General features: G+C 68.7%; 25 protein-coding genes. 13 read left to right on the top strand and 12 right to left on the bottom strand.

The genetic code is table 11. The annotated features are described in order from the left end of the window. Positions 1–234 precede the first annotated feature (234 nt). Positions 235–1,209: a CAP domain-containing protein gene (locus EV644_RS04240; protein ID WP_132186861.1), complete on the bottom strand. Its 975-nt coding sequence runs from the start codon at positions 1,207–1,209 to the stop codon at positions 235–237. Positions 1,210–1,412: 203 nt separating this feature from the next. On the opposite strand from EV644_RS04240, the gene EV644_RS04235 reads away from it, so the two are divergent. Next, the gene (locus EV644_RS04235; protein WP_132186862.1) at positions 1,413–2,336 is read left to right on the top strand and encodes an NAD-dependent epimerase/dehydratase family protein; all 924 of its coding nucleotides are present in this window, start codon (positions 1,413–1,415) and stop codon (positions 2,334–2,336) included. Here the strand turns inward: EV644_RS04235 and EV644_RS04230 are convergent. Further along, positions 2,317–2,979, bottom strand: coding sequence for a GNAT family N-acetyltransferase (locus tag EV644_RS04230; protein WP_132186863.1), 663 nt, complete (start codon positions 2,977–2,979; stop codon positions 2,317–2,319). The two genes, EV644_RS04235 and EV644_RS04230, sit on opposite strands and share 20 nt — an antisense overlap. 165 nt (positions 2,980–3,144) lie before the next feature. Then, positions 3,145–4,260 carry a GNAT family N-acetyltransferase gene (locus tag EV644_RS04225; RefSeq protein ID WP_132186864.1) on the bottom strand — a complete coding sequence of 372 codons (1,116 nt, stop codon included), beginning with the start codon at positions 4,258–4,260 and terminating at the stop codon, positions 3,145–3,147. A 111-nt stretch (positions 4,261–4,371) separates the two neighbouring features. Between EV644_RS04225 and EV644_RS04220 the strand changes: the two genes are divergently transcribed. Then, positions 4,372–5,190 (top strand): DeoR/GlpR family DNA-binding transcription regulator, encoded by an 819-nt coding sequence (locus tag EV644_RS04220; RefSeq protein WP_132186865.1) that lies wholly within the window; start codon positions 4,372–4,374, stop codon positions 5,188–5,190. Positions 5,191–5,203: 13 nt separating this feature from the next. On the opposite strand, the gene galK is transcribed toward EV644_RS04220, so the two are convergent. Further along, entirely contained in the window at positions 5,204–6,334 is a 1,131-nt protein-coding gene (galK, locus tag EV644_RS04215; RefSeq protein ID WP_132186866.1) for a galactokinase, read from the bottom strand. Then, the gene (gene galT, locus EV644_RS04210) at positions 6,331–7,377 is read right to left on the bottom strand and encodes a galactose-1-phosphate uridylyltransferase (protein WP_132186867.1); all 1,047 of its coding nucleotides are present in this window, start codon (positions 7,375–7,377) and stop codon (positions 6,331–6,333) included. The genes galK and galT overlap by 4 nt, the downstream gene beginning before the upstream one ends. A gap of 202 nt (positions 7,378–7,579) precedes the next feature. Here galT and EV644_RS04205 point away from each other — a divergent pair, with 202 nt between their 5' ends. Beyond that, entirely contained in the window at positions 7,580–8,908 is a 1,329-nt protein-coding gene (locus EV644_RS04205) for a hemolysin family protein (protein ID WP_132186868.1), read from the top strand. Here EV644_RS04205 and EV644_RS04200 read toward each other — a convergent pair. The 5 genes from EV644_RS04200 to EV644_RS04180 all read right to left on the bottom strand — a co-directional run bounded on the left by EV644_RS04200 (position 8,898) and on the right by EV644_RS04180 (position 14,635). After that, a complete protein-coding gene (locus tag EV644_RS04200; RefSeq protein ID WP_132186869.1) occupies positions 8,898–10,157 on the bottom strand; it encodes an MFS transporter in 1,260 nt (419 codons plus the stop codon). The genes EV644_RS04205 and EV644_RS04200 overlap by 11 nt on opposite strands. Further along, positions 10,154–10,705, bottom strand: coding sequence for an ArsR/SmtB family transcription factor (locus EV644_RS04195; RefSeq protein WP_241997746.1), 552 nt, complete (start codon positions 10,703–10,705; stop codon positions 10,154–10,156). The genes EV644_RS04200 and EV644_RS04195 overlap by 4 nt, the downstream gene beginning before the upstream one ends. 198 nt (positions 10,706–10,903) lie before the next feature. Then, the gene (locus tag EV644_RS04190) at positions 10,904–12,109 is read right to left on the bottom strand and encodes a serine/threonine-protein kinase (RefSeq protein WP_132186871.1); all 1,206 of its coding nucleotides are present in this window, start codon (positions 12,107–12,109) and stop codon (positions 10,904–10,906) included. 87 nt (positions 12,110–12,196) lie between these two features. Next, a complete protein-coding gene (locus EV644_RS04185; protein WP_241997748.1) occupies positions 12,197–13,723 on the bottom strand; it encodes a serine/threonine-protein kinase in 1,527 nt (508 codons plus the stop codon). A 72-nt stretch (positions 13,724–13,795) separates the two neighbouring features. After that, on the bottom strand, positions 13,796–14,635 hold the full coding sequence (locus EV644_RS04180; RefSeq protein ID WP_132186872.1) for an alpha/beta fold hydrolase: 840 nt from the start codon (positions 14,633–14,635) through the stop codon (positions 13,796–13,798). 161 nt (positions 14,636–14,796) lie between these two features. On the opposite strand from EV644_RS04180, the gene EV644_RS04175 reads away from it, so the two are divergent. Then, positions 14,797–15,183: a YciI family protein gene (locus EV644_RS04175; RefSeq protein ID WP_132186873.1), complete on the top strand. Its 387-nt coding sequence runs from the start codon at positions 14,797–14,799 to the stop codon at positions 15,181–15,183. 45 nt (positions 15,184–15,228) lie between these two features. Here EV644_RS04175 and EV644_RS04170 read toward each other — a convergent pair whose 3' ends face one another. After that, positions 15,229–16,227, bottom strand: a complete 999-nt coding sequence (locus tag EV644_RS04170) for an N-acetylglucosamine kinase (protein ID WP_241997750.1) — start codon at positions 16,225–16,227, stop codon at positions 15,229–15,231. A gap of 257 nt (positions 16,228–16,484) precedes the next feature. On the opposite strand from EV644_RS04170, the gene EV644_RS04165 reads away from it, so the two are divergent. The 5 genes from EV644_RS04165 to ngcE (EV644_RS04145) all read left to right on the top strand — a co-directional run bounded on the left by EV644_RS04165 (position 16,485) and on the right by ngcE (EV644_RS04145) (position 22,302). Beyond that, on the top strand, positions 16,485–17,285 hold the full coding sequence (locus EV644_RS04165; RefSeq protein ID WP_132186875.1) for a sugar isomerase domain-containing protein: 801 nt from the start codon (positions 16,485–16,487) through the stop codon (positions 17,283–17,285). 23 nt (positions 17,286–17,308) lie between these two features. After that, positions 17,309–18,727, top strand: coding sequence for an N-acetylglucosamine/diacetylchitobiose ABC transporter substrate-binding protein (gene ngcE, locus EV644_RS04160; RefSeq protein WP_132186876.1), 1,419 nt, complete (start codon positions 17,309–17,311; stop codon positions 18,725–18,727). Then, positions 18,724–19,719 carry a carbohydrate ABC transporter permease gene (locus EV644_RS04155; RefSeq protein ID WP_241997752.1) on the top strand — a complete coding sequence of 332 codons (996 nt, stop codon included), beginning with the start codon at positions 18,724–18,726 and terminating at the stop codon, positions 19,717–19,719. Before ngcE (EV644_RS04160) ends, EV644_RS04155 begins: the two co-directional genes overlap by 4 nt. Beyond that, positions 19,716–20,606, top strand: coding sequence for a carbohydrate ABC transporter permease (locus EV644_RS04150; RefSeq protein WP_132186877.1), 891 nt, complete (start codon positions 19,716–19,718; stop codon positions 20,604–20,606). Before EV644_RS04155 ends, EV644_RS04150 begins: the two co-directional genes overlap by 4 nt. Before the next feature lie 346 nt (positions 20,607–20,952). Continuing rightward, positions 20,953–22,302: an N-acetylglucosamine/diacetylchitobiose ABC transporter substrate-binding protein gene (gene ngcE, locus EV644_RS04145; protein WP_132186878.1), complete on the top strand. Its 1,350-nt coding sequence runs from the start codon at positions 20,953–20,955 to the stop codon at positions 22,300–22,302. Positions 22,303–22,321: 19 nt separating this feature from the next. Here ngcE (EV644_RS04145) and EV644_RS04140 read toward each other — a convergent pair whose 3' ends face one another. After that, positions 22,322–22,879, bottom strand: coding sequence for an alpha/beta hydrolase (locus tag EV644_RS04140; RefSeq protein ID WP_241997754.1), 558 nt, complete (start codon positions 22,877–22,879; stop codon positions 22,322–22,324). A gap of 116 nt (positions 22,880–22,995) precedes the next feature. Between EV644_RS04140 and EV644_RS45145 the strand changes: the two genes are divergently transcribed. Genes EV644_RS45145 through EV644_RS04120 form a run of 4 tightly spaced genes read left to right on the top strand, consistent with a single transcriptional unit; the run spans position 22,996 to position 26,171 of the window. After that, on the top strand, positions 22,996–23,397 hold the full coding sequence (locus EV644_RS45145) for a hypothetical protein (RefSeq protein ID WP_199239624.1): 402 nt from the start codon (positions 22,996–22,998) through the stop codon (positions 23,395–23,397). Between the two features lie 50 nt (positions 23,398–23,447). Next, positions 23,448–24,503 carry a tryptophan--tRNA ligase gene (gene trpS / locus EV644_RS04130; protein ID WP_132186879.1) on the top strand — a complete coding sequence of 352 codons (1,056 nt, stop codon included), beginning with the start codon at positions 23,448–23,450 and terminating at the stop codon, positions 24,501–24,503. Positions 24,504–24,511: 8 nt separating this feature from the next. Continuing rightward, the gene (locus EV644_RS04125) at positions 24,512–25,024 is read left to right on the top strand and encodes a 2'-5' RNA ligase family protein (RefSeq protein WP_132186880.1); all 513 of its coding nucleotides are present in this window, start codon (positions 24,512–24,514) and stop codon (positions 25,022–25,024) included. A gap of 28 nt (positions 25,025–25,052) precedes the next feature. Beyond that, positions 25,053–26,171, top strand: coding sequence for a YihY/virulence factor BrkB family protein (locus EV644_RS04120; protein ID WP_132186881.1), 1,119 nt, complete (start codon positions 25,053–25,055; stop codon positions 26,169–26,171). Positions 26,172–26,179 lie beyond the last annotated feature (8 nt).

Genomic DNA, 26,179 nt, shown 5'->3' with positions numbered 1-26,179 from the left:
GACGGGCGCCTGCTCCTCGCTCTGACATTACGTGCGTGTTCCCTTCACGGTCGCCCGAAGACGTGCCTCATTCGTCTCACCGCGAGTCCTCTTCAGTTTCGTCGTACCGGAAGTTCGTCGTTCCCCGCGGGATCGTGGCCAGGCACCCCTGGTTACCGAACAGAAACCTTAACCGAGGTGAAAGGTCACCGTTACGGGTCCGCGAGTCGTCTTAACGAATACCGAAGATTCGGCTCAGCCGCCGAAGTCCTGGACCCAGCTGCCGTTGCCCCACTCGGGCTTGACCTGGCCGCTGTCGTAGCCGATCCCGATCATCGTGTAGCTGCAGTTCAGGATGTTCTTCCTGTGGCCCTCGCTGTTCATCCAGCCCTCCACGACGGCCCCCGCGGTCTTGTAGCCGACAGCGATGTTCTCGGCCATCGATCCGCCGCTGAAGCCGGCCGCCTTCATCCGGTCGAACGGCGAGCGGCCGTCCAGGCTGTTGTGGTCGAAGTAGTGGTTCAGGACCATGTCCGACGCGTGCGCCTCGGCCGCCTGGGTCAGCGCGCTGTTGGTCCGCAGCGGTCCACAGCCCGCCTTCGCACGCTCCTGGTTGGTGAGCTGCAGCACCTGGGCCTCCGCGCTACCACTGCTGGGCGCCGGCAGCTTCTTCGTCGGCTTCCTGGTCGGAGTGGCGCTCGTGGTGGGCTTCGTGCTCGGCTGCGGCGACCGCGTGCCCTCGCGGCTCGGTGCCGTGGCCGTGCGGCTCGGCGTTGCCTTGGGGGTCTTGGACGGTGTCTTCGAGGGAGTCGCACTCGGCGTCGCGCTCGGAGTGAGCGGCGGCGTGCTCAGCTCTTCCGTCGGGGTGGACGAGTCGTCGGTCGCGACGGTCAACGGCTCGTGCTGGCTGGTCGGGCTGGTCGTGTCGCGAGTCACGTACCAGCCGCCGCCCGCCACCAGCGCGAGTACGGCCAGTGCTCCCAGGATGGGTGCCGCTACGCCGCTGCGGCGACGCCGCCTACTCCCGTGCCGCCCGACCGAGGGCCCGTCGTAGTGCGGTTCGTGCTGGTCCTCGTACTGCTCGTCGTACTGGCGCCGCGCGTCGTACTGCGGGTCATATGGCGGCTGATGCTGCGTTTCGTAGTTCGGTTGGTACTGCGAGTCGCCCCAGCCGTAGTTGTCCGGTTCCTCCGGAAAGAAGGAATTCCGGCCGTTGGGTGAGTCGGTCATGGAACCAGCGAGCCTCTCGTCGTCGTCCGTCGATTTCCCGTGATCCCCGGTCCGCGCCGCGGCGGCAGCCGCCGAGGCACGCCACGGACCGTAGCCGATCTCGGCAGCGACCACGACCCCTTGCGGCCTTCCTCACGCACGCATTGACGAACCTTTAACGGCAGCCCTGTACCGTCCTAGACCTCAAACAAGAGGTTGACCCCGTGCGAGCAGTCGTAGGTTCAGGCCCGGTCGGTACCGCGGTGGCGCAACTGCTGGTGGAGCGCGGTGAGCAGGTGAGACTGATCACCCGCAGCGGAACCGGGCCGGATCTCCCTGGTCTCGAGAAGATGCGGGCCAACGCGGCGGACCCGGCGGCGTTGACCGCCCTCGTCGAGGGCGCGGACACCCTGTTCAGCTGCGGTGGCCCCGCCTACGACCGCTGGCCCGTGGACTGGCCGCCGCTCGGGGCATCGTTGATCGAGACCGCCGCGGCCACCGGCGCGGTACTGCTCACCACCGGGAATCTGTATTCCTACGGCGTGCCCGATGGACCCATGAAGGAAAGCGATCCGGAGCGGCCGAACTCGGTCAAGGGCAGGGTCCGCTCGAAGCTCTGGGCCGACGCGTTGGCGGCCCACCAAGCGGGCCGGATCCGCACTGCGGAGGTGCGTGGATCGGACTACCTGGGGGCTGGCGCTGTGTCGTTCTTCACTGTCGGCGTGCTGCCCGGGGTTCTGGCCGGTAAACGGACGCTGGTCCCGGCGGATCTGGATGCCCCGCACAGCTGGACCGCCGTGACGGATGTCGCCCGGACCCTCGTCGCGGTCGCCTCCGACGAGACGGCCTGGGGGCGGACCTGGCACGTCCCCAGCCCGGCGCCGACCTCCCTGCGCGACCTGACCACCCAGGCCGCGGCGATCGCCGGAGTACGGGCTCCTCGGTTGTCGTCGATGCCGCCGGCCGTGCTCTGGCTCGGTGGGTTGGTGAACAAGCAGGCGCGCGGGATCCGGGAACTGCAGTACCAGTTCCGGCGACCCTTCGTGCTCGATTCCTCGCAGGCCGAAAGGGCTTTCGGCATCGTGACGGTGCCGACCGCCGACGCGCTCGCGGAGACCGTCGCCGCGATCAGGCCGAGCGGGCGATGACGATGTCGGCGATGACCTTCCAGCCCAGGCTGCGGTAGAGGCGCAAGCCGTCGATCGAGGCGATCAGGATGCCGCGCTTGGCGCCCTGAGCGGCCGCGGTCTCGACCAGCGAGGCCATCACCGCACTGCCGAGGCCGCGCCGGCGATGCGCCGGATCCGTCTCGATCCGATCGGCGACGGCGTCCTCGCCGACCACCGCCATCCGGCCGCTGGAGACCACGCCGCCGTGCAGGGTGGCTCTGGTGATGATCAGGTCCGACTCGAGCTCGGAGTGCAGGGCATAGCGCTCGCTCAGCTGCAGGGCGGGCTGCTCCGACAGCTGGATCGTCATCAGCCAATCCTGGTCGCGCTGCACCTCCAGACCGAGGTCCTCGAGCTGTTCGATCCGGGCCTCGCGGTCGTCGGTGGCCAGCGTCACCCAGCCGGCGCCCCGGCCGCTGCCGGCGGCCTTGGCCAGTTCGGCGGCACGCTCGACCCGCTCGGGTTTGTCGTCCGCGTCCAGGACGACGTACTCCATCGCGCGGTTCTCCTCGCCCGCACGGACGGTCAGGATCCCGTCGTTGTCATCCTCGACAGTGGTCCAGCCACGCGATACAGACCACCCGGCCTGCCAGCGGCGGACGAGTTCCTCACGATCTCTCACTCGACGATTCAACCAGTCAGAACGCCGCACGGCGAGGGGAAGATGTGTCGTCTGTCACCAAGTGGTCGCAGAAACGCAGATTCGTTACCTTCCCGGGCCGGATCGGCAACCCCCGAATCAAGTGATCGGCCGACGCGCGGCAGTGTCGGTTGGCGACCGGCGGGGTCAGTCGGTGCGGAGCAGGTCGAAGCAGTGCGTGTCGAGGAAGCGGCCGTCGCGGGTCGGGCTGGCCGACCGCTCGACCCCGACCTCGGTGAACCCGTTGACCTCGGCAACGTGCATCGAGGCGGTGTTGCCCTCGGCAGCGAACAGCGCCAGCCGCCGCCGGCCGAGCCCACCGTCCTCGACCGGGGTGAAGGCGTGCCGGATCACGAGTCCGACCGCCTTCGACATCACGCCGCGGCCGCGCGCGTCCGGGTGTGCCCAGTAGCCGATCTCGCCCATCGTCTGGTCGATCCGGTTCCGCAGGTCGAAGACGCTCACGTTGCCGAGCAGTTCGTCGGTGTCCGGATCGACGATCACCCACGTCACGCCCTCGCCGCTCGCGCGGATCTCCTGCCGGCTCTCGATGAAGCTCTCCGCGGCGTCGAGCGTGTACGGCGAAGGAAGCCCGGCGAGCCACATCTGGGTCCGTTCGTCACTGCACGCCTCGGCAACCCGCTTCGCGTCCGTACTGCGAAACTCGCGCAACCGCACGCCGTCGGCCTCGAGCACCGGCACCGACCACCAGTGGCCCTGCGGCTCGGGATCGTCGTCGCGGGTGATCGAGGCGATCCACTCGTCCTTGCGGACGCCCCGCGCCACACCGTGGGCGGGAGCCATCACGAGGTTGCGGAAGCCGCTCTTCCAGGCGACCCGGCGGGATCCCCAGTTACCGACGTACGCACGCCAGATGACGCGCTCCCAGCCCTGGTCGAAGGCATACCCGAGGGTGAGCTTCACCGCCCGCGTCATCACGCCGTTGCTCCGGGCCCACGGCGCGAGCCCGAACCCGATCTCACCGACGCCACCCGCGCCCGGACGCAGGTCGATCGTGCCGGCGTAGCGTCCGTCGTACTCGATCGCCCAGCCCCAGGAACTGCCGTCCCGCCAGCCCGACGGGATGAATTCGGTCAGGTACTGCTCGGCGTGCTGCCACTCGTACGGCACCGGGATGGTGGTCCACTGCTGCATCACCGGGTCCTGGCAGACGTCGAAGGCCGGCTTGATGTCCGCGCTGGTGTGCGCACGCAGTGTCACGGTGCCGTCGGTCAGTGCCGGGACGTCCTCGGGGAATCGCATGCCTCAGCCTGACAAGCCGGGCCGCTCGCGGCAACGAGGTTTCGCGGTACAGGCACAGGAATCAACACAATCGGACTGCGAAAGGGCATTTGAGACCTTAGGCTGTCGAGTGTGAACGCAGCCGGACCGAACGCTGAGCCCTCCCGTGGCCGGGGCGGTCAGCTGGCCGCCCAGCGGCAGGCCACCATCGTTGCCGAGGTCAACGGCCGCGGCGCGATCACGGTCGCCGAGCTGGTCGAGCGGTTCGGCGTCTCCGACATGACGATCCGCCGCGACCTGGACGCCCTGGATTCCAGCGGCCTGCTGCACAAGGTGCACGGCGGCGCCACCTCGGTCGGCCTGCGCAGCGCGCACGAGCCCGGCTTCGACGCCAAGCTCACCCAGGAGTCCTCGGCGAAGCACGCGATCGCCGCCGAGGCCGCCCGCCGGGTCCAGCCGGACAGCGCGATCGGCATCGGCGCCGGGACGACCACCTACGCATTCGCCCGGCAACTGCTCCGGGTGGAGAACCTGACCGTGGTGACGAACTCGGCCCGCATCGCCGACGTCTTCCACGGCAACAGCCGCTCCGACCGCACGGTGGTCCTGATCGGTGGCATCCGCACCCCGTCGGACGCCCTGGTCGGCCCGATCGCGACCGCGGCCCTGCAGTCACTCCACCTCGACATGCTCTTCCTCGGCGCCCACGGCGTAGACGCCGAGCACGGTCTCAGCACCCCGAACCTGATGGAGGCCGAGACCAACCGAGCCTTCATCGCCGCCAGCCGCGAGGTGGTCCTGGTCGCCGACCACACCAAGTGGGGCACCGTAGGCCTCAGCACCTTCGCCACCTGGTCCGACCTGGACGTAGTAGTCACCGACGCCGGCCTCCCCGCCGCCGCCCGCAAATCCATGCGAGAAACCGGCTGCGACCTGATCATCGCCTCCTGACCGGCTCCCCGCGTCAGGAGACGCGGGAGGCGCCGGGGGAGGGGGTGGCCGAGAGTGAGGCTGGCGGGGTGAAGGAGTGCGCGGCGAAGGCCTCGGTGATGGCGGTGAGGGTGGAGGCGGTCGCGGAGGTTTCGACCAGGGCGATGATGCAGCCGCCGAAGCCGCCGCCGGTCATGCGGGCGCCCAGGGCACCAGCGGCGAGGGCGGTGTCCACGGCGACGTCGAGTTCGGGGACGGTGATCTCGAAGTCGTCGCGGAGGGAGGCGTGGGAGGCGGTGAAGAGCGGGCCGACCTCGCGCAACCGCCCGGCACGCATCAGGGCGACGGCCTCCTCGACCCGGCGGATCTCGGTGACGACGTGGCGGACGCGGCGGCGTACGACGTCGCCGGACAGGCGGGCCAGCGCGTCGTCCAGGTCCTCGAAGGCGACCGAGCGCAGAGCCGGTACGCCGAGTTCGGCCGCGGCCTGTTCGCAACTCTTGCGCCGGGCCGCGTACTCGCCGTCCACGTGTCGGTGCGGCGCCTTCACGTCGACGACGAGCAGGCTGAGCCCCTCGGCCTCGGGGTCGAAGGGGATCTGATCGGTCGACATCGCGCGGATGTCGAAGTACAGGGCGTGGCCGGCGGTGCAGCACATCGAGGCCATCTGGTCCATCAGGCCGACGGGCGCCCCGACGTAGTGGTTCTCCGCGCGCTGGGCGAGGCGGGCGACCTCGGCCGGGTCGACCTCGATGTCCCGCAGGCCGAGCAGGGCGACGGCCGTCGCACACAGCAGGGCGGCCGAAGAGGAAAGGCCCGCGCCTGAAGGAAGATCCGAGTCCACCAGCAGGTTCGCCCCGCCGATGTCGTAACCCGCCTCACGAAGTACCCACGCGGCACCGGCCGGATAGGCGGCCCAGTCCTTCACGGACCCCGGCGACACGTCGGCCAGCGCGAACTCGATGACACCGGGCCGGCCGGAAGTAGCGACGCCGATCACACCGTCGGTGCGCGCCGACGCGGTCACCTGGATCTGGTTGGGCAGCGCGATCGGCAGCACCAGGCCGTCGTTGTAGTCGGTGTGCTCACCGATCAGGTTGACCCGGCCGGGTGCGCGCCAGACCCCGTCGGGTTCGGTGCCGAAGACCTCCGCGAACTTGCTCACGAACCAACCTTCCGCAGGGTCTCGGCCACGTCCTCGGGCCTGGTATCGGAAATGAAGGCGCCCATCCCGGACTCCGAACCGGCAAGATACTTGATCTTGTCCGCGGCCCGCCGGATCGACAACAACTCGAGGTGCAGGTAGCCCAGTTCCCGATCCACCCGGACCGGCGCTTCGTGCCAGGCCGCGATGTAGGGCAGCCGGTCGCCGTACAGGCCGTCGAAGCGGCGCAGTACGTCGAGGTAGAGCTGGGCGAAATCGTCGCGCTCGGTGGTGCTCAGGTCCGCGATCCCGGCCAGTTGCCGGTGCGGATAGAGGTGTACCTCGACCGGCCAGCGGGCCGCCTCGGGCACGAACGCGGTCCAGTTCTCGTTCTCCGCGATGATCCGGGTGCCCTCCTTGCGCTCCGCGGCCAGCACATCGGCGAAGAGGTTGCTCCCGGCAACTTCCTGGTGCTCGCGGGCCCGCGCCAGCAGGTTGTTGATCCGCGGCGGCAGGAACGGGTACGCGTAGATCTGCCCGTGCGGGTGGCTCAGCGTCACGCCGATCTCACGGCCCCGGTTCTCGAACGGGAACACGTACTCCACGTCCAGGCGGGCGCGCAGTTCGGCGGACCGGTCGGCCCAGGCCTCCACCACCAGCCGGGCCTCGCCCTGGGAGAGGTCGGTGAACGACTTGTTGTGGTCGCTGGTGAAGCAGACCACCTCGGCCCGGCCGGGTCCGGCGAACGAGGGGAACCGGTTCTCGAACACGGCCACGTTGTAGTCGTGGTCCGGAATCTCGGTCGGGTTGCCCGGCTTGGTCGCGCACAGCGGGCACTGGTCGGCCGGCGGCAGGTAGGTCCGGGTGTTGCGGTGCGTCGCGTAGGTGATCACGTCACCGGTCAGCGGGTCGGTCCGCAGCTCCACCTGAGGCTTGGGCGCGGGCAGCCCGCGGGTGTCCTCGAGGGGCACCCGGACCGGGGTGTCGGCGGGGTCGTAGTAGATCAGTTGCCGGCCGTCGGACAAGGTGGTGTCCGTCCGGCGGGCGCCTCGAGGTGTGTTCATCGTCCGGCTTCCTGGTCCGACTTGCTGCGGGTGCGGGCCGCTGACGGCCTCCCCGACCATGACTTGGCCATGAATCATCGTAAACCAACAAGTTCGAACATGCATCGTGAGGCCCGCCGCCGTTACCCTGGACCGATGGACGTCGCCCTACCATCGCGCTCTCTCCCGCCGACCAGGACAGGGCGCTAGGAATCCCCCAACCATGAACCAGACCCTGCTCAACATCGTCCTGATCTTCATCTTCGTCCTGATCGGTGGCGTCTTCGCCGCGGCCGAGATGGCCCTGGTCTCCCTGCGGGAGAGCCAGCTCAAGTCGATCTCCCAGCGCGGCCGACGCGGCGAGACCGTCGCCCGGGTGGCCGCCAACCCGAACCGCTTCCTGTCCGCCGTGCAGATCGGCGTGACCCTGATGGGCTTCCTGTCCGCCGCCTTCGGTGGCGCGACGCTGGCCGACGGGCTGGCGCCGCACCTGCAGGATCTCGGCCTGCCGGAGTCCGTGGCGAACACCGTCGCCCTGGTGCTGATCACCATCGCGATCTCCTACGTGTCGATCGTGGTCGGCGAGCTCGCGGCCAAGCGGCTCGCCCTGCAGCGGGCCGAGACCTTCGCGCTCGGCCTGGCCCCGCTGGTGGACCGGATCGCCTCGATCGCCCGGCCGGTGATCTGGCTGCTGTCCAGGTCGACCGACCTGGTGGTCCGCGCGCTCGGCGGTGACCCGAACGCGAACCGCGAGGTGATGTCGGACGAGGAGCTCCGCGAGATCGTCTCGGCGCACGAGTCGCTCGGCGAGGAGGAGCGCCGGATCGTGGACGACGTGTTCGAGGCCGGTGGACGCCAGCTCCGCGAGCTGATGCTGCCCCGGACCGAGGTGGATTTCGTCGACGCCGAGATGCCGGCGTACAAGGCGGTGAAGTTCGCGGCCGAGCGGCCGCACTCGCGGTACCCGGTGATGAACGGGTCGGCCGACGACATCGTCGGGTTCGTGCACGTCCGCGACCTGTTCGACCCGGCGGTCGCCTCGCGGTCGGTCCGGGTCGGCGATCTGGCCCGCGACGTGCTGATGCTGCCCGACACCGCGAAGCTGCTGCCGACGCTGACCGAGATGCGCCGCCGCAGTACGCATCTCGCGATCGTGCTGGACGAGTACGGCGGTACCGCGGGCATCGTGACGCTCGAGGATCTGGTCGAGGAACTGATCGGCGACATCAAGGACGAGTACGACGATGAGTCGGCCGAGACGACCCGGTTGCGCAGTGGCGATGTCGAGGTGGACGGCCTGCTGAACCTGGACGACTTCGCCGACGAGACCGGGGTGGAGCTCCCGGACGGCCCGTACGAGACGGTGGCCGGGTGGCTCGCTGCCCAGCTCGGCCGGGTCCCGGCGGTCGGCGACGAGGCGCAGTTCGACGGCTACAAGATGACCGTCACCAAGATGGACGGCCGCCGGGTGGCGCGCGTCCGGGTGCACCGGGTGGTCGCGGACGAGCCGCTCCCGGAGACTGTCGCGGGGACGGTCGTCGTCACGGAGTAAGGGCTTCGACCGGGGCCGGCTCGAGGATCCGCAGCCGCCCGAGTACGACGATGCCGCCGGCAACGAAGCCGAGTCCCTGCACGACCAGCACCGGGATGATGCCGACGACGTCGCCGAGCACACCCGCGACGGCGATGCCGACCAGCAGCGCGACTCCCTCGGCGGCGAAGAGCGCGCCGAACACCCGGCCGCGGGAGGCGTCGTCGGTCAGCCGCTGGATCACCGTCATCGACCCCGCGATCAGGAACGCACCGGGTAGCCCGACCAGCACCATGCAGACGAACGCGGGCGCCAGGCTGTTCCAGAACAGGGGATAGCAGAACATCGCCAGGTCGATCAGCCCGAACACGACCGCGCCGTACCCCCACATCTTCGCGGCCGAGAACCGGGAGCCGACAGCGGCCGCGACCAGCCCGCCCACGATCCCGCCGATCGCCTGCGACGAGGTGATCAGCCCGTACGCCGTACCGTCGCCGCCCAGCTCGGCGGACACGAACGGCGCGAACAAGGTGCTCATGGCCCCTTCTCCGACGCCTGTGACCAGTCCGAAGACGAATACCAGTCGCATCGCCGGGCCGCCTACGCAGATCCGGAGTCCCTCTATCCATTCGGCTTTCACCTTCAGTACTGCGGGTCGCAGGCCGCCGGCACGTTCGAGTTGGAGTGGCTCCGGGCGATGCCGTACGCCGATCAGCAGTGCCATCGCTATCAAGTAGGTCGCGGCGTCTACCAGCGCGAGCAGGGGGAGTCCGCCGATCGCTGCGAGGACACCCCCGAGCGCGGCACCGACCAGGCGGGCGACATCGCTGGTCTGGCTGTTCAGCGCGTTCGCTGTGACGAGTTGCCGTGGTTCCACCAGCAGCGGCACGAGTGACTGCTCGGCCGGCCGGAAGAATTGCTGCAGGCAACTTTGTGCGAGCACCACCAGGTAGATCACCCAGATGGTGGAGTCGTCGCGGACCACCAGCAGCGGCAGCAGGACGAACGCGTGTGCCAGGTTGGTGAAGATCATCGTCCGCCGCCGGTCCCACCGGTCGACGAACACGCCCGCCAGCGAGCCGAGCACCACCAGCGGCAGGAACGACGCGAGCAGCAGACCACCCGAGGCCAGCGTCGAACCCGTCAGCGCGTACACGTGGTACGCGAGCCCGATCCGCAGGATCCAGTCCCCAGTCAGCGAGATCAACCCGGCGCTCAGTACCAGCCGATAGTCCCGCTGACGAGCCAGCACCTCCCAGAGGTTCTTCACTGGCTCTCCTCCGCCGGTGACACGGTGACGATCCGGGTGATGTCGACCAGGCGGCTGCCCGGCGGCCGGGTGGACTTGTCGTCGATCGGGCGCTCATCGACGTACCGCTGGAGCAGTCCGCTGATCTGCTCCTCGAGCTCGGCCAACTCGTCGCCGGTCAGGTAGATCCCGGTGTGTCCGATGCCGGCGTTCTCCCGCCAGACCTCTGGCTCCTCCGGCCGCTGCTGCTGCCAGTCAGCCAGGGCACCGAGGGCTCGCTCGGCCAGCAGTTGTTCGAGTATGTCGGCCGCAGCCGCTGCCTCGGGGTTCAGCTTCGCGTCGCGCCACGACTGCGACGTGGAAACGAGGCGCCAGGGCCGCTCCCGGTTGTCCTTCCCCGGCGCCGGCTCCACGAAGTCGTACTTCGCGAGCTGCCGCAGGTGATGAGAAGCCAACGCCTGACTGATCCCAAGCCGCCGCGCCGCGTCAGCCGCGGTCAACGGCCCCTCCTTCCCCAGCAAGGCCTGCAGATCCAGCCGCACCGGGTGCGCCATCGCCCGAATAGCCAACGGATCATCCAACAACCGCCGCCTACGCGGATCATTCGCCGATTCCAAAGACATGCTTGGAATAGTGAACCCGACGCTGGAGAGATGTCAAGCTGTTGCTTGGAATAGGCACCTGGCGAGCTAGCGAGCTAGCGATCAGCCGCCCCCGCGAGGGTTGGATCCACAGCAACTGGCCCGACGTGCGCCAACCACAACCCGTCAAGGCTTCCCAGGGTGTGGCGGCTTTGAAGGTTTCGGCTTCTTCACGCCCTTGGTTGGCGCGGTCTTGGTGGGCTTGCTGGTGTGGCTGCGCTGGGTGGAACGGGCGGTCGGCTGTGGGGCTGCTGAGGTTCCGGCCACTGTCTGGGATGGCGTTGGAGTCGCCTTGGGGGTGGTGGTGCTGGAGTCGGGGGTGAGGTTGTTGGTGGCGGGGGCCTTGAGGGTGTTTGCGTCGAGGAGGATTCCGACGATTGCCGCGATCGCCAGTGCGGTTGTCGCGCCGGCGGTCACCAGCAGCTTTCGGGATGGCTGGCGAGACACCTCGACAGGCGGTGCTTCAACAGGCTGGGCGTCGGCCTTCGTGGGTAGGGCGATGGACTCCGTGGTGGCTGCCTCAGTCGGGTGGATGATGACTGGAGGCCTTGCGCCGTTGGCGATCTGGGCTGCGGTGGGGCGCTGTGTGGGGTCCTTGGCCAGTAGCCAGAAGAGGAAAGACTCGAACTCGCCCGAGAGTTCGGGGCGAATGTCGCTGGGTGGGATAGCGGTGGTCTCGACGTGTTGGTACATGATCGAGGCCGGCTCGTCGGCCAGGAACGGTGGATGGCCGGTGACGAGTTGGTACAGCACGCAGCCCAGGGCGTAGACGTCTGACGGCGCCTCGGCGGGCTTGCCGAGCGCGCGTTCTGGCGACAGGTAATGGCTGGTGCCGACGATCTGACCGGTCGCCGTCAACGTGGTCGTGGTGTCGTTGAGGAAGCGCACGATGCCGAAGTCGGCGACCTTGACGGTGCCGTCGTCGGCCAGCAGGAGGTTGCCGGGCTTGATGTCGCGGTGCACGATGCCGATCCGATGAGCTGCCGCCAACCCGGCCGCCGCCTGCCGGATGATGTCGACGGCACGATCCGCCGGCAGCGGTCCATGCCGTTTGAGTTCCTGGCTGGCAGTGCGGCCTTCGACGAGCTCCATCGCGAGATAGAAGCCGTCGCCGTGGCTGCCGAAGTCGAAGGCGGCGACGACGTGCGGGTCGTTCAGTGCCGCGGCCGCCCTTGCCTCGCGCTGGAAGCGTTCCGTCGCCGCGAGAGTGTTCCGGACCGGGAGCATCAGCTTGACCGCTACCTGGCGGTCGAGCACCTGGTCGACGGCGCGGTACACCTCGCCCATGCCGCCACGCCCGAGCGGGTCACCGAGCCGATACCTGTCACCCACGAGCACGGGTGGCACCTCCTGATCGCCTCATCCGGACTTCGGTACCCACCGCCTACACGGGTAACCGGGCCAGGACGCTCGGCCGAATCAGTCAGTGCCCGGACCCGCGGCGTTCGCAGCCGGGGGGTTGTCCTGTGGGGTGCTACTCGTCGACGGCCTGCTCGACGGCGATGGGTCCGGGGGAGAGGTGGTGGTCGAGGGGGTCCCCTGGGTTGGAGCGCTGGGTGTGCTGCTGCTTTGCGTCGCGCTGGGCGACTGGGGGCCCGGTGATGGGGTACCAGTCGAGGGCGTGCCGCTCGGAGAGGTGCCCGGCGTTGGCGTGCTTTGCTGGGACGGGCTTTGGGTCGGAGTGCTCTTGTCCGTCTGGTTGACCGCGCGCGGCTGGGTCCGGTTGGTCGAGGTCCCTGTCGGCCCGGGGGTCCGCCCCGGTGTGCTCGGCGCGACACTCGGCGAGGGATCGAGGTTGATCGTCGCCGGAGGCTTCGTCTGGTCCCCGTTGATCAGGACTCCTGCGACCACCGCGGCGGCCGTTGCCAGCAAAGCCGCAGCCCCCACCACGAGGTGTTTCCGGCGGCCCGCATCAGCCGGCAGCGCAGGCGCGCCCGTCGGCGTACCCGCGTCCGGAGTCCGTTCGGCGTCTGCAGCCGCGATGTCTGTGGCCTCACCAGCTGAGCCACCTGAGCCACCTGCGAGCTGGCCCGCAGCCGCAGGCACAGCTAGGTCGGTAAGCGTCGCAGGGGAGCTTTCTTGGGTGGCGGCGCTCGCTGCCAGTCCAGCGGCGGCTGCGCCTGCCGCGCTGGTTGGCGCGGTGCCGGCTGGGGCGCGGAGGGCGCCGGCGGCGATCTCGGTGGCGGTGGGCCGGGCGGCGGGATCCTTGGCGAGCATGCGGAGGAGCACGGCCTCGAACGGGCCGCCGAGGTCAGGGTGCACGTGGCTCGGGCGGGGCGGCTCGGTGTCGACGTGCTGGTAGAGGATCGCCGTCGGGTGTTCGGCCGTGAAAGGCGGATGGCCGACGACGAGCTGGTAGAGCACGCAGCCGAGTGCGTAGACGTCCGACGGCTTGCCGGCCTGCAGGCCCTGCGCTCGCTCGGGGGCCAGGTAGTGGGTGCTGCCGATGATCTGCCCGGTGACCGTCAGCGTGGCGGCGCCTTCGTCGGCCAGATGGGCGATTCCGAAGTCCGCGATCTTCACGGTCCCGTCGGTCGTGAGCAGCAGGTTGCCGGGCTTGACGTCGCGATGGACGATGTCCCGCCGGTGAGCGGCGGCCAGCCCGGCGGCGGCCTGTTCGATGATGTCGACGGCGCGCTCGCGGGGAAGCGGCCCGGTGTGCGCCAGCTCGTCGGCGACGCTGCGGCCTTCGACCAGTTCCATCACCAGGTAGGAGCGGTCGCCGTGCTGACCGAAGTCGTACACGGCGACGACGTGCGTGTCGTTCAGAATCGCGGCGGCCCGTGCCTCCCGGCGAAACCGCTCGGTGGCCGCCGCCGGATCGTGGTCCAAGGGCCGCAGCAGCTTGACCGCCACCGGACGTCCGAGCACCTCGTCGACAGCGCGGAAGACCTCGCCCATGCCGCCGCGGCCGAGTGCCTCGCCCAGCCGGTACCTGTCAGCCACCAGCACGTATGACACCCCTTGATCGCCTCATCTGAACCTCCGTACCCAGGACTCGGCGATGCAACCGGTGGTTCAGCCGGTCTGCTCGCGGATCCACTCCAAGCCGTCCTCCCCGTACGACAGTACCGAGATGTGCCCAAGGCCCGGATCCAGGCGCAGTTCGGCGTCCGGCAGGTGGTCGGCGAGCCACTCGCCGTGGCTGCTCGGGATGACGCCGTCCTCGCCGCCGTGCACGAGCAGCACCGGTGCCGCGATCGAGATCGGGTCGCAGCCCCAGGGGAGGACGTAGGACACGTCGTCGTCGATGTGCCCGTACGGTCCCGCGTCCTGCGCCGGTCCCGCGACCGAGCCGAGCCACCTCCACGGTCCCTCGAACATGGCCAGATCTGCCGCGGTGAACTCCGGGTCGTACTCGATCCCGGAGGTCTCGTGGGCCGTCTTCGCCGCGCGTCCCCGGACCGCCGCCTCGAGCGCGAGAACCCCCGACGGGACCATCCCGGCGAACCAGTCCAGCCCGTCGGCGTCGTACGGCGCGATGCCGGCCAGGCTGACCACGGCCTCCACCCGGTCGCCGAGTGCCGCGGCGCTGCCCAGTGCGTACGAGCCACCGCCGGAGTAGCCGACGACGGCGAACCGGTCGATCCCGAGCGAGTCGGCGACGGCTGCCACGTCACCCGCGACCGATGACATGGTCCGGCCGGGCGCGGGCGTGGAGCCGCCGTACCCGGGGCGGTCGAACGACACCCAGCGGATCCCGAGCCAGTCGGAGGCCTCGAAGAGCGGTGCGGGCGGTGCGCCCAGGTTGGGAGTGCCGTGGTGCCAGACCACCGGGAGCCGGCCGTCGTCGCCCGGGTGCGTGTCGTACACGTGCAGCGTGCGGCCGTCGGCCAGCCGCAGATCGGACTCGTTCACATCGCTCACCTCAGGTTCGGCATCAGCTGTCGGCCGGTACGTCGGACCGGGGCACGGGCGGTCGACATTCTGCGACGACAGCCGGATGTGGCGAAATGTCGAGAAGTCCGGGCACCCTCCGACCTCTGCTGCGAAGATCCATCCGACGGAAAGGAACTGCCGTGAAATACGTGCTACTGATCCACAGCAACCCGGTGACTTGGGGCCACCCCTCGTTCCTGTACGCCGAGGAGGGCCGCAAGCTCCCCAAATCCGCGCGGGAGGCGCTGACCGCGCAGCTGGAGAAGCTGCTCACCGAACTGAGCGAGCGCGGCGAACTGGTCGCCGCCGAACCGCTGGCCGCTCCGCGCCAGACGAAGGTGATCCGCGTCCGCGAGGGCGTCCGCGCCACTACCGACGGCCCGTACTCCGAGGCCAAGGAGCAACTCGCGGGCGTGTTCATCGTGGACGTGGAGTCCCCCGAACGCGCCGAGGAGATCGCCGCCCGGATCCCCGAGGCCCAGTTCTTCGCGGTGGAGCTCCGCCCGATCTCCGCCCTCGACGAGTAGCCGGAGCAGTCAGTACTACGTACGCGCGCGCGTACGTAGTACTGACTAGGCGGGTTGACTGACCAGACGGGCGTGGTTGGAGCGGGTGGCCAGTGCGGGGTCGAGGACGCCGAGGGCCAGCCAGGTGGCTCCGCCCACCCCGTCGCGGGCGGTCAGCACCTCGCCGTCGAAGTGTTCGTGGATGTTCTGCCGGAGCAGCCGGCCGACCGGCGAGGATTCGCCCGCGACACTGCCGGCCAGCACCAACGGGCCGTTGTCCGACGTTGTCCGGAGCCGGCTGACCGTCTCTGTGAGCAGTTCGGCTGCGCGTTTCACCAGGGCATGTGCCGTCTTGTCGTTCTGGTCGTACGCCGCGACGACCGTGCGGGCCAACTCGGCCAGCAGCACGGGTGGACGTGCGTTCACCGTGCGGATCAGGTCGTCACGGAGCCGGTCGTACCCCTCACGCTCCGCCATGGCGTCCTTGTCCCGGTCCGGCAGCACGGCGTTCACGACGGCCTCGCCGAGACCGCCGAGCGGCTCGCCGAGATCGAGAGCGCGCAACAGACTGCGCATTGCCTCACGGCCGAGCCAGAAGCCAGAGCCGTCGTCACCGAGCAGCCAGCCGTGCCCGTCGGCCGTCCGCGTCAGCCGGTGGTCGCGGACCAGGCCGGCCGCGCTGCCGGTGCCCGCGATCAGCACGGTGCCGTCCGGCTCCGGCGTACCGGAGGCGAAAGCGACCTCGAGGTCGCCGATGTAGTCGGCCTCGCAGACCAGGCCGGCGCCACTCCAGGCGGCGTCGAACTGGGCCCGGACGCCCGGGTTGGACAGTGCGGAGCCGCCGGCCGCGCCGATCACCGCGGTGCGCACCAGACTCGCGTCGAGGCCTTCCAGCGCCTGGTGAATGGCCTGGCCGAAGTTGGCCGCGGCACTTGCGGGGTGGCTGGTCGGATTTCCGCCCGCGGCAGCCCCGCGACCCACTACGTTGCCCTCATGGTCCGCGATCACGATCCGGGTAGAGGTGCCGCCGAGGTCGCCGCCCAGGACCAGTGCGGCCGCTGGCATCAAGACCACTGGATCGTTTGGTTGCGCGAGCGGGCGTTCGACCGACATAAGCGATGCTCCAAACTGCTCAAAAGTGCCTAGTCGTGGACAACAACAGACAAGGTCACGCAACGGTCCCGATCTGGAGGAGAGAGTGAGATGAGCCTTGACTTTAGCTGCCAGGTGAGAAAAGTTCTGTCCAGCAAACCGCAAACTTGCGCAGTTGTCGGCACCAGGTGTGTCGCGGCGAACACATTAGTCGAGGGGTGGGGCCTCTGATGGCCAGCACGGCAGACGGCAGCAACCAGGCCGCCAACGGGGACGGGAGTGCTGTCAGCGCGCAGGCGTATGTTCACGCGCTCACTCCGATCATGGCAGCCGTGACCGAGCAGATCGACGGCCCGATCCAGAAGGCCGCCGACCTCGTCACCGACTCGCTGCGCGCCAACGGCGTCATCCAGGCCTTCGGTTCCGGCCACTCCGAGGCGCTGGCGATGGAGATCGCCGGGCGCGCGGGCGGCCTGATCGCGACGAACCGGATCGCGCTGCGGGATCTGGTGCTGCTCGGCGGCGAATCGCCCGAGCTGCTCCGCGGCGGCGAGCTGGAACGCGACCCGTCGTACTCCCGCAAGCTCTACGAACTGTCCGCGGCCCGACCGGGCGACCTGTTCGTGATCGCCTCCAACTCCGGCGTGAACGGCTCGATCGTCGAGCTGGCCACGGTGGTGAAGGAGAAGGGCCACCCCCTGATCGCGATCACCTCGCTGCAGCACACCAGCGGGGTGGACTCGCGGCACCCGTCCGGCAAGAAGTTGATCGACTTCGCCGACGTGGTGATCGACAACCACGCTCCGTACGGCGACTCCGTGCTCGATCTGCCAGACGGCGGCAAGGTCTGCGCCGTGTCCTCCATCACTGCCGCCCTGATTGCGCAGATGCTGGTCGCAGAGGTTCTGCGCCGGCTGACCGAGGCCGGCGAGAAGCCACCGGTCTACCTGTCCGCGAACATCCCTGGCGGCGACGACCACAACCACGCCCTTGAAGCACAGTACGCCGGCCGGATCCGGCGTACTGCTTGAAACACTCTCGGAAGGCGGGACCCATGACCACTCCCAACAACCTGTCGCGGCGGCTGTTCCTGCAGCGCGCGGCGGTCGGCACCTTGCTGGCCACCGGCGGCAGCACGCTCCTCGCGGCCTGCGCCACCGGCGGCGACGACGACAGCGGTTCCGGCGGTGGCGGCGCCGACAAGACCGCGGAGAACCCGTTCGGCATGGCGGACAAGTCGACCGTTGACGCCGTGATCTTCAACGGTGGGTACGGCTACGACTACGTGACGTTCGCGGCCAACATCGTGCAGCAGAAGCACGCGGGCTCGACGGTCAAGGTCGCCCCGTCCACCCAGATCGCCCAGCAGCTGCAGCCGCGCTTCGTCGGCGGCAACCCGCCGGACCTGATCGACAACTCCGGTGCGAACGCGATCGGCTTCAACACGATCCTCGACCAGCTCACCACGCTGGACGACGTCTTCGAGGCCAACAACCTCGAGGGCACGAAGATCGCCGACACCTTGTACCCCGGCGCCAAGGCCCCCGGCACCTTCGACGGCAAGTTCGTCGCCATGAACTACGTGCTCACGCTCTACGGCCTGTGGTACTCCGAGAGCCTGTTCAAGGAGAACGGCTGGGAGCCGCCGAAGACCTACGACGCGCTGCTCGACCTCGGCGCCAAGGCGAAGGCGAAGGGCAAGTACCTGTTCGTCTGGGGCAAGGAAGCGGCGACCTACTACAACACCCTGGCCGTCGACTCGGCGATCAAGGAGGGTGGCGACGAGGTCCGGCTGTCGCTGGAGAACCTCGAGGCGGACTGCTGGTCGAAGCCGCAGATCCAGGGCGTCTTCAAGGCCATGGAGACCATGGTCAAGAACGGCTACTTCGTCCCCGGCGGCGCCGGCACCCAGTTCACCGCCGCGCAGGCGAAGTGGAGCAACGACCAGCAGGCCATCCTCTACCCCTCGGGCTCGTGGATCGAGAACGAGATGAAGAAGGCCACCAAGAGCGGGTTCCAGATGAAGGGCATCCCCGAGCCCACACTGACCGAGAGCTCGAAGCTGCCGTACGCGGCGCTGCGCAGCGCGGCCGGTGAGCCGTTCATCGTCCCGTCCAAGGGCAAGAACGTTGCCGGCGGCAAGGAAGTCCTGCGGGCGATGCTGTCCAAGGACGCGGCGACCAACTTCGCCAAGACCCGGCTGGCGCCGACGATCGTCAAGGGCCTGGTTCCCGCGGACGGCTTCGGTTCCACCGCCCTGCAGTCGCAGACCGCGATGCTGGACGCGGCCGGTACCGACATCTTCAACTACCAGGTCTTCGACCTGTACGGCATGAACACCGACCAGCTCGTCGTCTGGAACTCGTTCCTGTCGGGCAAGATCGACGCGGCCGGCCTCACCAAGGGCCTGCAGGACATCACCGACAAGGTGCGTAACGACAGCTCCGTCAAGAAGATCCCGGTTACCAAGTGACCGGAACGCAAGATGTCGTGCCGGGCGGCGGACCCAAGCGGTCCGACGCCCGGCGGCGCCGGCCGCTGACCTTCGACCGGGCCAGCTTCATGGTCGTGTTCCTCGGCCTGCCGCTGGCGGTCTTCGTGATCTTCGTGGTCTCTCCGTTCGTGCAAGCGCTGTACTACTCGCTGACCGACTGGTCAGGGTTCAGTTCGGGGATGAACTTCGTCGGCTTCGACAACTACGTCAAGCTGTTCCACGACGACATCTTCCTGAAGGCCGTGCGCAACAACATCCAGCTCGCGATCGTCGTGCCGTTCGTGACGATCGTGCTGGCCCTGACCCTTGCCACGCTGGTGACGATCGGCGGCTCGGGCACCGGGACCGTCCGGGGACTGCGCAACGCCGGCTTCTACCGGATCGTCTCGTTCTTCCCGTACGTGATCCCCGCGATCGTGATCGGCCTGATCTGGGCCCAGGTGTTCACGCCGGGCTCGGGCCTGCTGGACGCGGTACTGTCGAAGATCGGGCTCTCCCAGTTCGAGAACTACGCGTGGCTCGGTGACGCGCGGACCGCGATGCCGGTGTCGATGTTCGTGATGATCTGGGGCTTCGTCGGCTTCTACATGGTGCTGTTCATCGCCGCCATCCGGGGCATCGACCCCGAGGTGTTCGAGGCTGCCCGGATCGACGGCGCCGGCCGGTTCCGTACCGCGGTCTTCCTGACGGTGCCGCTGATCCGGGACAACGTGCAGACGGCGTACATCTATCTCGGCATCGCTGCCCTCGACGCCTTCGTCTACATGCAGGCGCTGAACCCCGGCGGCGGCCCGCAGAACTCGACGCTGGTCATGCCCCAGCAACTGTTCACCACGGCCTTCACCAAGGGGCAGTTCGGTTACTCGACGGCGATGGGCGTGGTCCTGGCCACAGTGACGCTGCTGTTCGCGTTCTTGGTCTTCCTGGTGAACGCCCTGACCGGCGGACGAGAGCGGAAGGTACGCCGATGACAACCACCGCCGACCGGGCCGAATTCGTCGCCGGGTCCCGCGCGCCCGACAAGCAGGCCCAGGAGGGCAAGCGCGTTGCCACGACCGCCCACATCGCGCTGATCCTGTGGTCGCTGCTGGTGATCCTGCCGCTGCTGTGGACGCTGCTGTCCTCGTTCAAGACGACGCAGGAGATCCTGGGCAACCCACTGTCGCTGCCGGGCAAACTGCAATTCAGCAACTACTCCAGCGCCTGGACGACGGCCGGCATCGGTCGCTACTTCGCGAACACGGTGGTCGTCGTGGGCTCCGCGCTGGTGCTGGTGATGATCCTGGGTGCCATGTGCGCGTATGTGCTGGCCAGGTTCTCGTTCCGCGGCAACCGGCTGATCTACTACTCCATGCTGGCTGGGCTGACGTTCCCGGTCTTCCTGGCGATCGTGCCGCTGTTCTTCGTGCTGAAGAACCTCGCGCTGCTCAACACCCTCCCAGGGCTGATCATCACGTACGTCGCGTTCGCGCTGCCGTTCACCGTCTTCTTCCTGCACAGCTTCTTCAAGGCGCTGCCGGGCGAGGTGTACGAGGCGGCGCAGATCGACGGGGCAGGTGAGTGGCGCTCGTTCTTCTCGGTGATGTTGCCGATGGCGCGGCCGGGGATGGCGTCGGTCGCCATCTTCAACTTCCTGGGGTTGTGGAACCAGTTCCTGCTACCCGTTGCCCTGAACACCGACTCGAACAACTACGTGCTCTCGCAGGGCATGGCCTCGTTCGCATCGCAAGCCGGTTATGCGGTGGACTTCGGCGCCCTGTTCGCGGCCGTGGTGATCACTGTGGCGCCGGTTCTGGTCGTCTACATCATCTTCCAGCGTCAGTTGCAGGTCTCCGTTGCCGCCGGAAGCGTGAAGTAGCCAAGACGTGAGCTCGGCCAAGAGCCGGGCTCTGCTCGACGCGTCGCTGAGTTCGTCTCCTCGGTCTCTCCTGGCCGGGGGAGGCGCGACCCTGGAGTAACCCTGTACTCCGAGTGGCGTGGTGCTGGTGATTCCAGCCCCACGCCCACTCCTGCGTCCGGCCCCACCCCTCGCCCCGAAACGCGCTTGGGATACGCCGCTTCGCTCATCCCGGGGCGACCCCGCTTGCCTGATTCGCCGAGTCGTGGATTTCGGGCCGGGAAAGCGGTTGCCCACAACGCAGATCCACGACTCGGCGGCGGCTGCGTGGGGGTGGTGTGGGCTGGGGGAGTACTAGTCTGCGGGGGTGCTCAGACGGCGGACGGTGTTGCAGGGGGCTGTTGCGGGGGTCTTGCTGACTGGGTGTTCTGGCGAGGAGCAGGCGACCGGGCCGACGACGTCGCCGGAGAATCCGTTCGGGGTTTCCGGGGATTCGGCGCTCGAGGTGGTGGTTTCTGAGGAGTACGGCGGGTACGCGGCGCCGCAGTACCGGAAGAAGTATCCGCATGCGAATGTGGCGGCGACGCCGACCAAGCAGCTGAGGGATCTCCTGCAGTCGCGGTTCGCCGCGGGGAGTCCGCCGGATGTCGTGCTGAACACCGGGGACAAGGCGTTGGCGACCAACCGCCTGGTTGCCGACAACCACCTGGCCGATCTGCAGCCGCTCCTGGATGCGGGATCGTGGGAGAACACCGGGCGCCCGGTGAAGGAGGCGCTGCTGCCGGGGATGCTCGACGCCGGGCGGTACGACGGGACGCTGCGCGCGCTGAACTACATCGCCGCCGTCTACGGCTTCTGGTATTCCGCCAAGCTGTTCGAGAAGCACAGCTGGGACGTGCCGCGCACCTGGCCCGAACTACTTGCCCTCGGCACCGAGATGAAGGCGGCCCGGGTCGGCCCGTTCACCTATGCCGGCGTCCATCCGTACTACGTGTTCGAGGCCGTGCTGACTCTTGCTGCCAAGACCGGCGGCCACGACGTAGTGAAACGGATCGACAACCTCGAGGACCGCGCCTGGGGCGACGAGAGCGTCACCCGGGCGATCGCCGCGTTCGGGGAGCTGACCAAGCGCGGCCTGATCGCGCAGGGCAGTTCGCAGCTGGATCACATCGGTTCCCAGACGAAGCTGATGACCTCGAAGGCCGGCCTGCTGCCCTGCGGCAACTGGCTGGAGAACGAGATGAAGGCGGTCATCCCGCAGAACTTCGGGCTGACCATGTTCGGGATCCCGCCGATCGACACCTCGTCGGCGTTGCCGCGCGGACTCCACGTCGCTCCCACCGCGCCGCTGCTGGTCCCGGAGAAGGCCAAGAACCGCGCGGGCGGGTTCGAGTACCTGCGCGCCATGCTGTCCAAGGACGTCGCGGCCCAGGTGACCGCCGAGAGCAACCAGCTGACCGTGGTACGGGGTGCGGCCGACGGCCTGGAGATCAGTACTGCGCTGCGCTCGGCGCGGGACCTCCTGACGGCGGCTGGGGATCAGACCATCACGTGGTACTTCGCCGACTGGTATCGCGAGCTCGGCAAGGCCGCGGGGGATGTGACGGGGCAGTTCCTGGCGGGTGGGCTCAGCGCCGGGGAGTGGACCGCGCGGATCCAGGCGGCCGCCGACAAGGTGAAGCAGGACAAAGCCGTCACCAAGTTCCACCGCGACTGATCTGGACCACCGAAACTGATCAGCGGGCGCTGGGAGGCCAGACAACCTCGTCCAAGAAGTCCTCGACCGCCGTCGCCACGTCACCCAGTACGGCGGTCGAGGCCGCGAGCCGGCCCGGTACATACATCCCGTGGTCGGCTCCTTCCACCTCCATCACGTACTGCGTGAGCTCCCGCGCGAGCCCGGAATCCCACAGTGAGTCGGCGGTGCCGCCCACCAGCAGGAAGGGCGTGGTCGCTCGCCGGAGAGCGTCGACCACAAATTCGCTGGTCAGGACCGGCGTCAACCAGACGGCAGGCAGGCCGAGCTCGGCAGCCATCGTCGCGCCGTGCGTACCGAGAGACTTCCCGATCAGCAGGGCGTTCTCCGGCGGCTCGGGGACGGCCCACTTGACCTGGTCGAGCACCCACGGTCCCCGCTCGTCCGGCGTCAGCGTGAGCGGGCGGTCGGGTTCGTCCCACCAAACCGGCAGCAGCTGCGCGCCGCGTCGTTCGGCCGCGTCGGCGGCGAACATCAGCAGTGGGGCGAACGGCCCGAACTGGCCGCCGGGGAGGATGATCGCCGATCGTGAGCTCATGATGTCGACCCTATGTCCGGAGTAGTTCACAGCGCGTGGATGGCCGCGGCCGGCCGGGCGATAAACCCTCGCCCTCGCTGGCGGGTCGCCGTACTCTCGAAGCAGGAGTGAGGGTGATGGAGTGGTTGATTTCGCTGGTCGTGTTCTTGTTCTTGTGTGCGCTGCTGAGCCTGACGTTGGCGCAACCGCCGTCGCGTCTGCGCCGGCGCCTTCAGTCGTCGGTTGAGCGCTTCGCCGGGCGGTTCCGCCGGCACCCTGTTCCGCAGGCCGATCCGTTCGACACCTTGTGGCTGCAGACCAGGCTCGGCCATCTCGCCGGCGAGATCCGGCGGATCGAGTCGGCGCCGGGGATCTATGCGCGAGCACACCGGTTGAGGGCCCTCGAGGGCGCCTACGACGACCTCCTCGACGAGGCCTGCCGGCTCGCCGGCATCCCCGGCGAGGCCGACCTGAAGCGCGGCGAGGAGAAGCGCTGGCTGGAGGAACAGGAGCTGGCCTCGCGCGGCTGGTCCTGGTGAGCCCCGCCCGGGTGCGGGGTGGACTGGGGTCGGCTGGCAGAATCGGGGGCATGTCTGTTGCTGCGCCTGACCCCTCCGCAGCCGGTTCCCAGCGTCGCCCTCGGGTGCTGTCCGGGATCCAGCCGACGGCGGACTCCTTCCATTTCGGCAACTACCTCGGGGCGTTGCGGCAGTGGGTGGCGCTGCAGGAGGACCACGACGCGTTCTACTGCGTCGTGGACCTGCACGCGATCACCGTCGAGTACGACCCGAAGGTGCTGCGCGACCGCACCCGCCGGTCCGTCGCCCAGTTGCTGGCGGCCGGGATCGACCCGGCGCGGTCGACGCTGTTCGTCCAGTCCCACGTGCCCGAGCACGCCCAGCTCAGCTGGGTGCTCGGCTGCATCACCGGGTTCGGCGAGGCCAGCCGGATGACCCAGTTCAAGGACAAGTCGGCCAAGGGCGGCGCCGACCGGGCCACCGTCGGCCTGTTCACGTACCCGATCCTGCAGGCCGCGGACATCCTGATCTACCAGGCGGACCGCGTCCCGGTCGGCGAGGACCAGCGCCAGCACCTGGAGCTGACCCGCGACCTGGCGCAGCGGTTCAACCACCGGTTCGGCAAGACCTTCCGGCTGCCCGAGCCGTACATCGTCAAGGAGACGGCGAAGATCGCCGACCTGCAGGACCCGACCTCGAAGATGAGCAAGTCGTCGTCCTCGCCGGCCGGCATCATCGACCTGCTGGACGACCCGAAGGTCAGCGCGAAGAAGATCCGCTCGGCGGTGACGGACTCCGGCCGGGACGTGATCTTCGACCCGGAGAACAAGGCCGGCGTGGCGAACCTGCTGACCATCTACTCCGCGCTCAGCGGCCGCAAGATCAGCGAGCTCGAGGACGAGTACGCCGGCCGTGGCTACGGCGACTTCAAGAAGGACCTGGCCGAGCAGGTGGTCGAGTTCGTCACCCCGTTCCGGGAGCAGACGCTCGCCTACCTGGACGACCCTGCCCAGCTCGACGCGATCCTGGCCTCGGGGGCCGAACGCGCTCGCGCCGTGACCGAGCCGACGCTGCAGCGGGTCTACGACCGCCTCGGCTTCGTGCCGGGCCCGGCGTTGGGCCGGTAGGCCCCCGGATGGCGACGATCGGTGTGGCGATCCCGATCGCGGAACCCTACGGCACCGAGTTGCAGAAGTACCGGGCCGAGTTCGGCGACCCGATGGCCTCGTCGATCCCCACCCACGTGACGCTGATGCCGCCGACCGAGGTGCCCGACGAGGACCTGGCGGCGATCGACGACCACCTGCTCGCGGTGGCCGCGCGGTTCCCGAGCTTCCGGATCCGGCTGCGCGGTACGGCGACCTTCCGGCCGATCTCGCCGGTGGTGTTCGTCCCGCTGGCCGAGGGGATCTCGTCCTGCGAGGTGCTGCAGTCGCAGGTGCGTTCCGGGCCGCTGGAGGTCGCTCTGCGCTTCCCGTACCACCCGCACGTGACCGTGGCACACGACCTGGACAAGGAGGCTCTGGACCGAGCGTACGACGCCCTGTCGGAGTACGACTGTGCCTTCGACGTGGACGCGTTCAGCCGGTACGAGCACGGCGCGGACGGCGTGTGGCGCCCGCAGCGGTCGTTCCCGCTGGCAGGCTAGTTCTCTTCACCCGGGGTACAGGAGTCGCATGGGGATCATCGGTCGGGCCAAGGCCATCTGGGCTCGCCTCAGCCGGACACAGCTGTGGCGCGCGTGGAGCCGGTACGGCATCCTCCGCGGCAACCGGTTGGCCGGGGCAACGAGCTACTTCGCGTTCCTGTCGATGTTCCCACTGATCACGCTGGCCGCGGCGATCGTCGGCAAGCTGCTGGACGAGAAAGCCGTCGAGAGGCTCAAGGTCGCGCTGGAGAAGAACCTGCCCGGCATCGGCGACAAGGTCGACCTGGACGCGCTGATCAGGAACGCCGGCACCATCGGGTTGATCTCGGGTGTCGCCCTGCTGCTCACCGGCCTCGGCTGGATCGACGCGTTGCGCGCCTCGATCCGGTCGATGCACGAGCTGGACGACCAGCCTCGCAACATGATCAGGGTGAAGGGGGAGAACCTCGGGGCGCTGATCGGCCTGGGGCTGATCGGCGTGATCGCCACCGGCGCATCCTCGATCCTCACCGGCCTCTCCGAGCGGGTCGTCGGCTGGCTGGGCCTCGAAGACACCTGGTTCGCCAGCTGGGGGCTGGAGGTGTTCAGCGACCTGGCCGGGATCGGGGCCGGCGCGGTGCTGTTCCTGTACCTGCAGACCGCGTTGCCGCGGATCCTCCTGCCGCGCAAGGTCGCCGTGATCGCGGCACTGGCCGGCGGCGTCGTCTTCTTCCTGGCACAGAAGCTGGGCAGCAGCTACGTCGAGCACGTGATCGGCACCAACGCGGCGTACGGGGCGCTGGCCCTGCCGCTGGCGCTGCTGGTGTGGATCTACCTGATGACCCGGGTGATCATGCTGATCGCCGCCTGGGCCAAGGAGGCCACCCTCGACCACCGCTGGCACACCGGCGAGGCCGAAGAAGCCGCCTTCGCCGCCATGCACTTCCGAACCGAGGCCGCCACTCCGTACGCGGCCCGTTCCGCTGGTTCCGAGCCGATCAACCCCGACGGACTGCTCCCTGGCCCGCCCGGCAAGAAGTACAAGGTGGTTCCGATCCCGGCTCGCAAGGCTGACACCGTCGCGGTAGCCGCCGGAGCGCTCCTAGGCGCCACAGCCACCGCTCTGCTCGTCCAACTGGGCCGTGCCACCCGCTCGTTGCGCAAGTAGCCGCATCA

Origin of the sequence: Kribbella orskensis, assembly GCF_004342085.1 — a bacterium.
In the GTDB taxonomy this organism is placed as follows: Bacteria; Actinomycetota; Actinomycetes; order Propionibacteriales; family Kribbellaceae; genus Kribbella; species Kribbella orskensis.
The sequence above is the reverse complement of the archived record's forward strand: the minus strand, read 5'-3'. Positions and strand labels throughout refer to the sequence as shown.

Coding starts and splice junctions, on each gene's coding strand:
- trpS (WP_132186879.1), top strand. CDS start 23,448: ATGTCTGTTGCTGCGCCTGACCCCTCCGCAGCCGGTTCCCAGCGTCGC.
- EV644_RS04120 (WP_132186881.1), top strand. CDS start 25,053: ATGGGGATCATCGGTCGGGCCAAGGCCATCTGGGCTCGCCTCAGCCGG.
- EV644_RS45145 (WP_199239624.1), top strand. CDS start 22,996: ATGGAGTGGTTGATTTCGCTGGTCGTGTTCTTGTTCTTGTGTGCGCTG.
- galT (WP_132186867.1), bottom strand. CDS start 7,377: ATGAACACACCTCGAGGCGCCCGCCGGACGGACACCACCTTGTCCGAC.
- EV644_RS04225 (WP_132186864.1), bottom strand. CDS start 4,260: ATGCGATTCCCCGAGGACGTCCCGGCACTGACCGACGGCACCGTGACA.
- EV644_RS04205 (WP_132186868.1), top strand. CDS start 7,580: ATGAACCAGACCCTGCTCAACATCGTCCTGATCTTCATCTTCGTCCTG.
- EV644_RS04125 (WP_132186880.1), top strand. CDS start 24,512: ATGGCGACGATCGGTGTGGCGATCCCGATCGCGGAACCCTACGGCACC.
- EV644_RS04240 (WP_132186861.1), bottom strand. CDS start 1,209: ATGACCGACTCACCCAACGGCCGGAATTCCTTCTTTCCGGAGGAACCG.
- ngcE (WP_132186876.1), top strand. CDS start 17,309: ATGACCACTCCCAACAACCTGTCGCGGCGGCTGTTCCTGCAGCGCGCG.
- EV644_RS04140 (WP_241997754.1), bottom strand. CDS start 22,879: ATGAGCTCACGATCGGCGATCATCCTCCCCGGCGGCCAGTTCGGGCCG.
- EV644_RS04165 (WP_132186875.1), top strand. CDS start 16,485: ATGGCCAGCACGGCAGACGGCAGCAACCAGGCCGCCAACGGGGACGGG.
- EV644_RS04150 (WP_132186877.1), top strand. CDS start 19,716: ATGACAACCACCGCCGACCGGGCCGAATTCGTCGCCGGGTCCCGCGCG.
- EV644_RS04170 (WP_241997750.1), bottom strand. CDS start 16,227: ATGCCAGCGGCCGCACTGGTCCTGGGCGGCGACCTCGGCGGCACCTCT.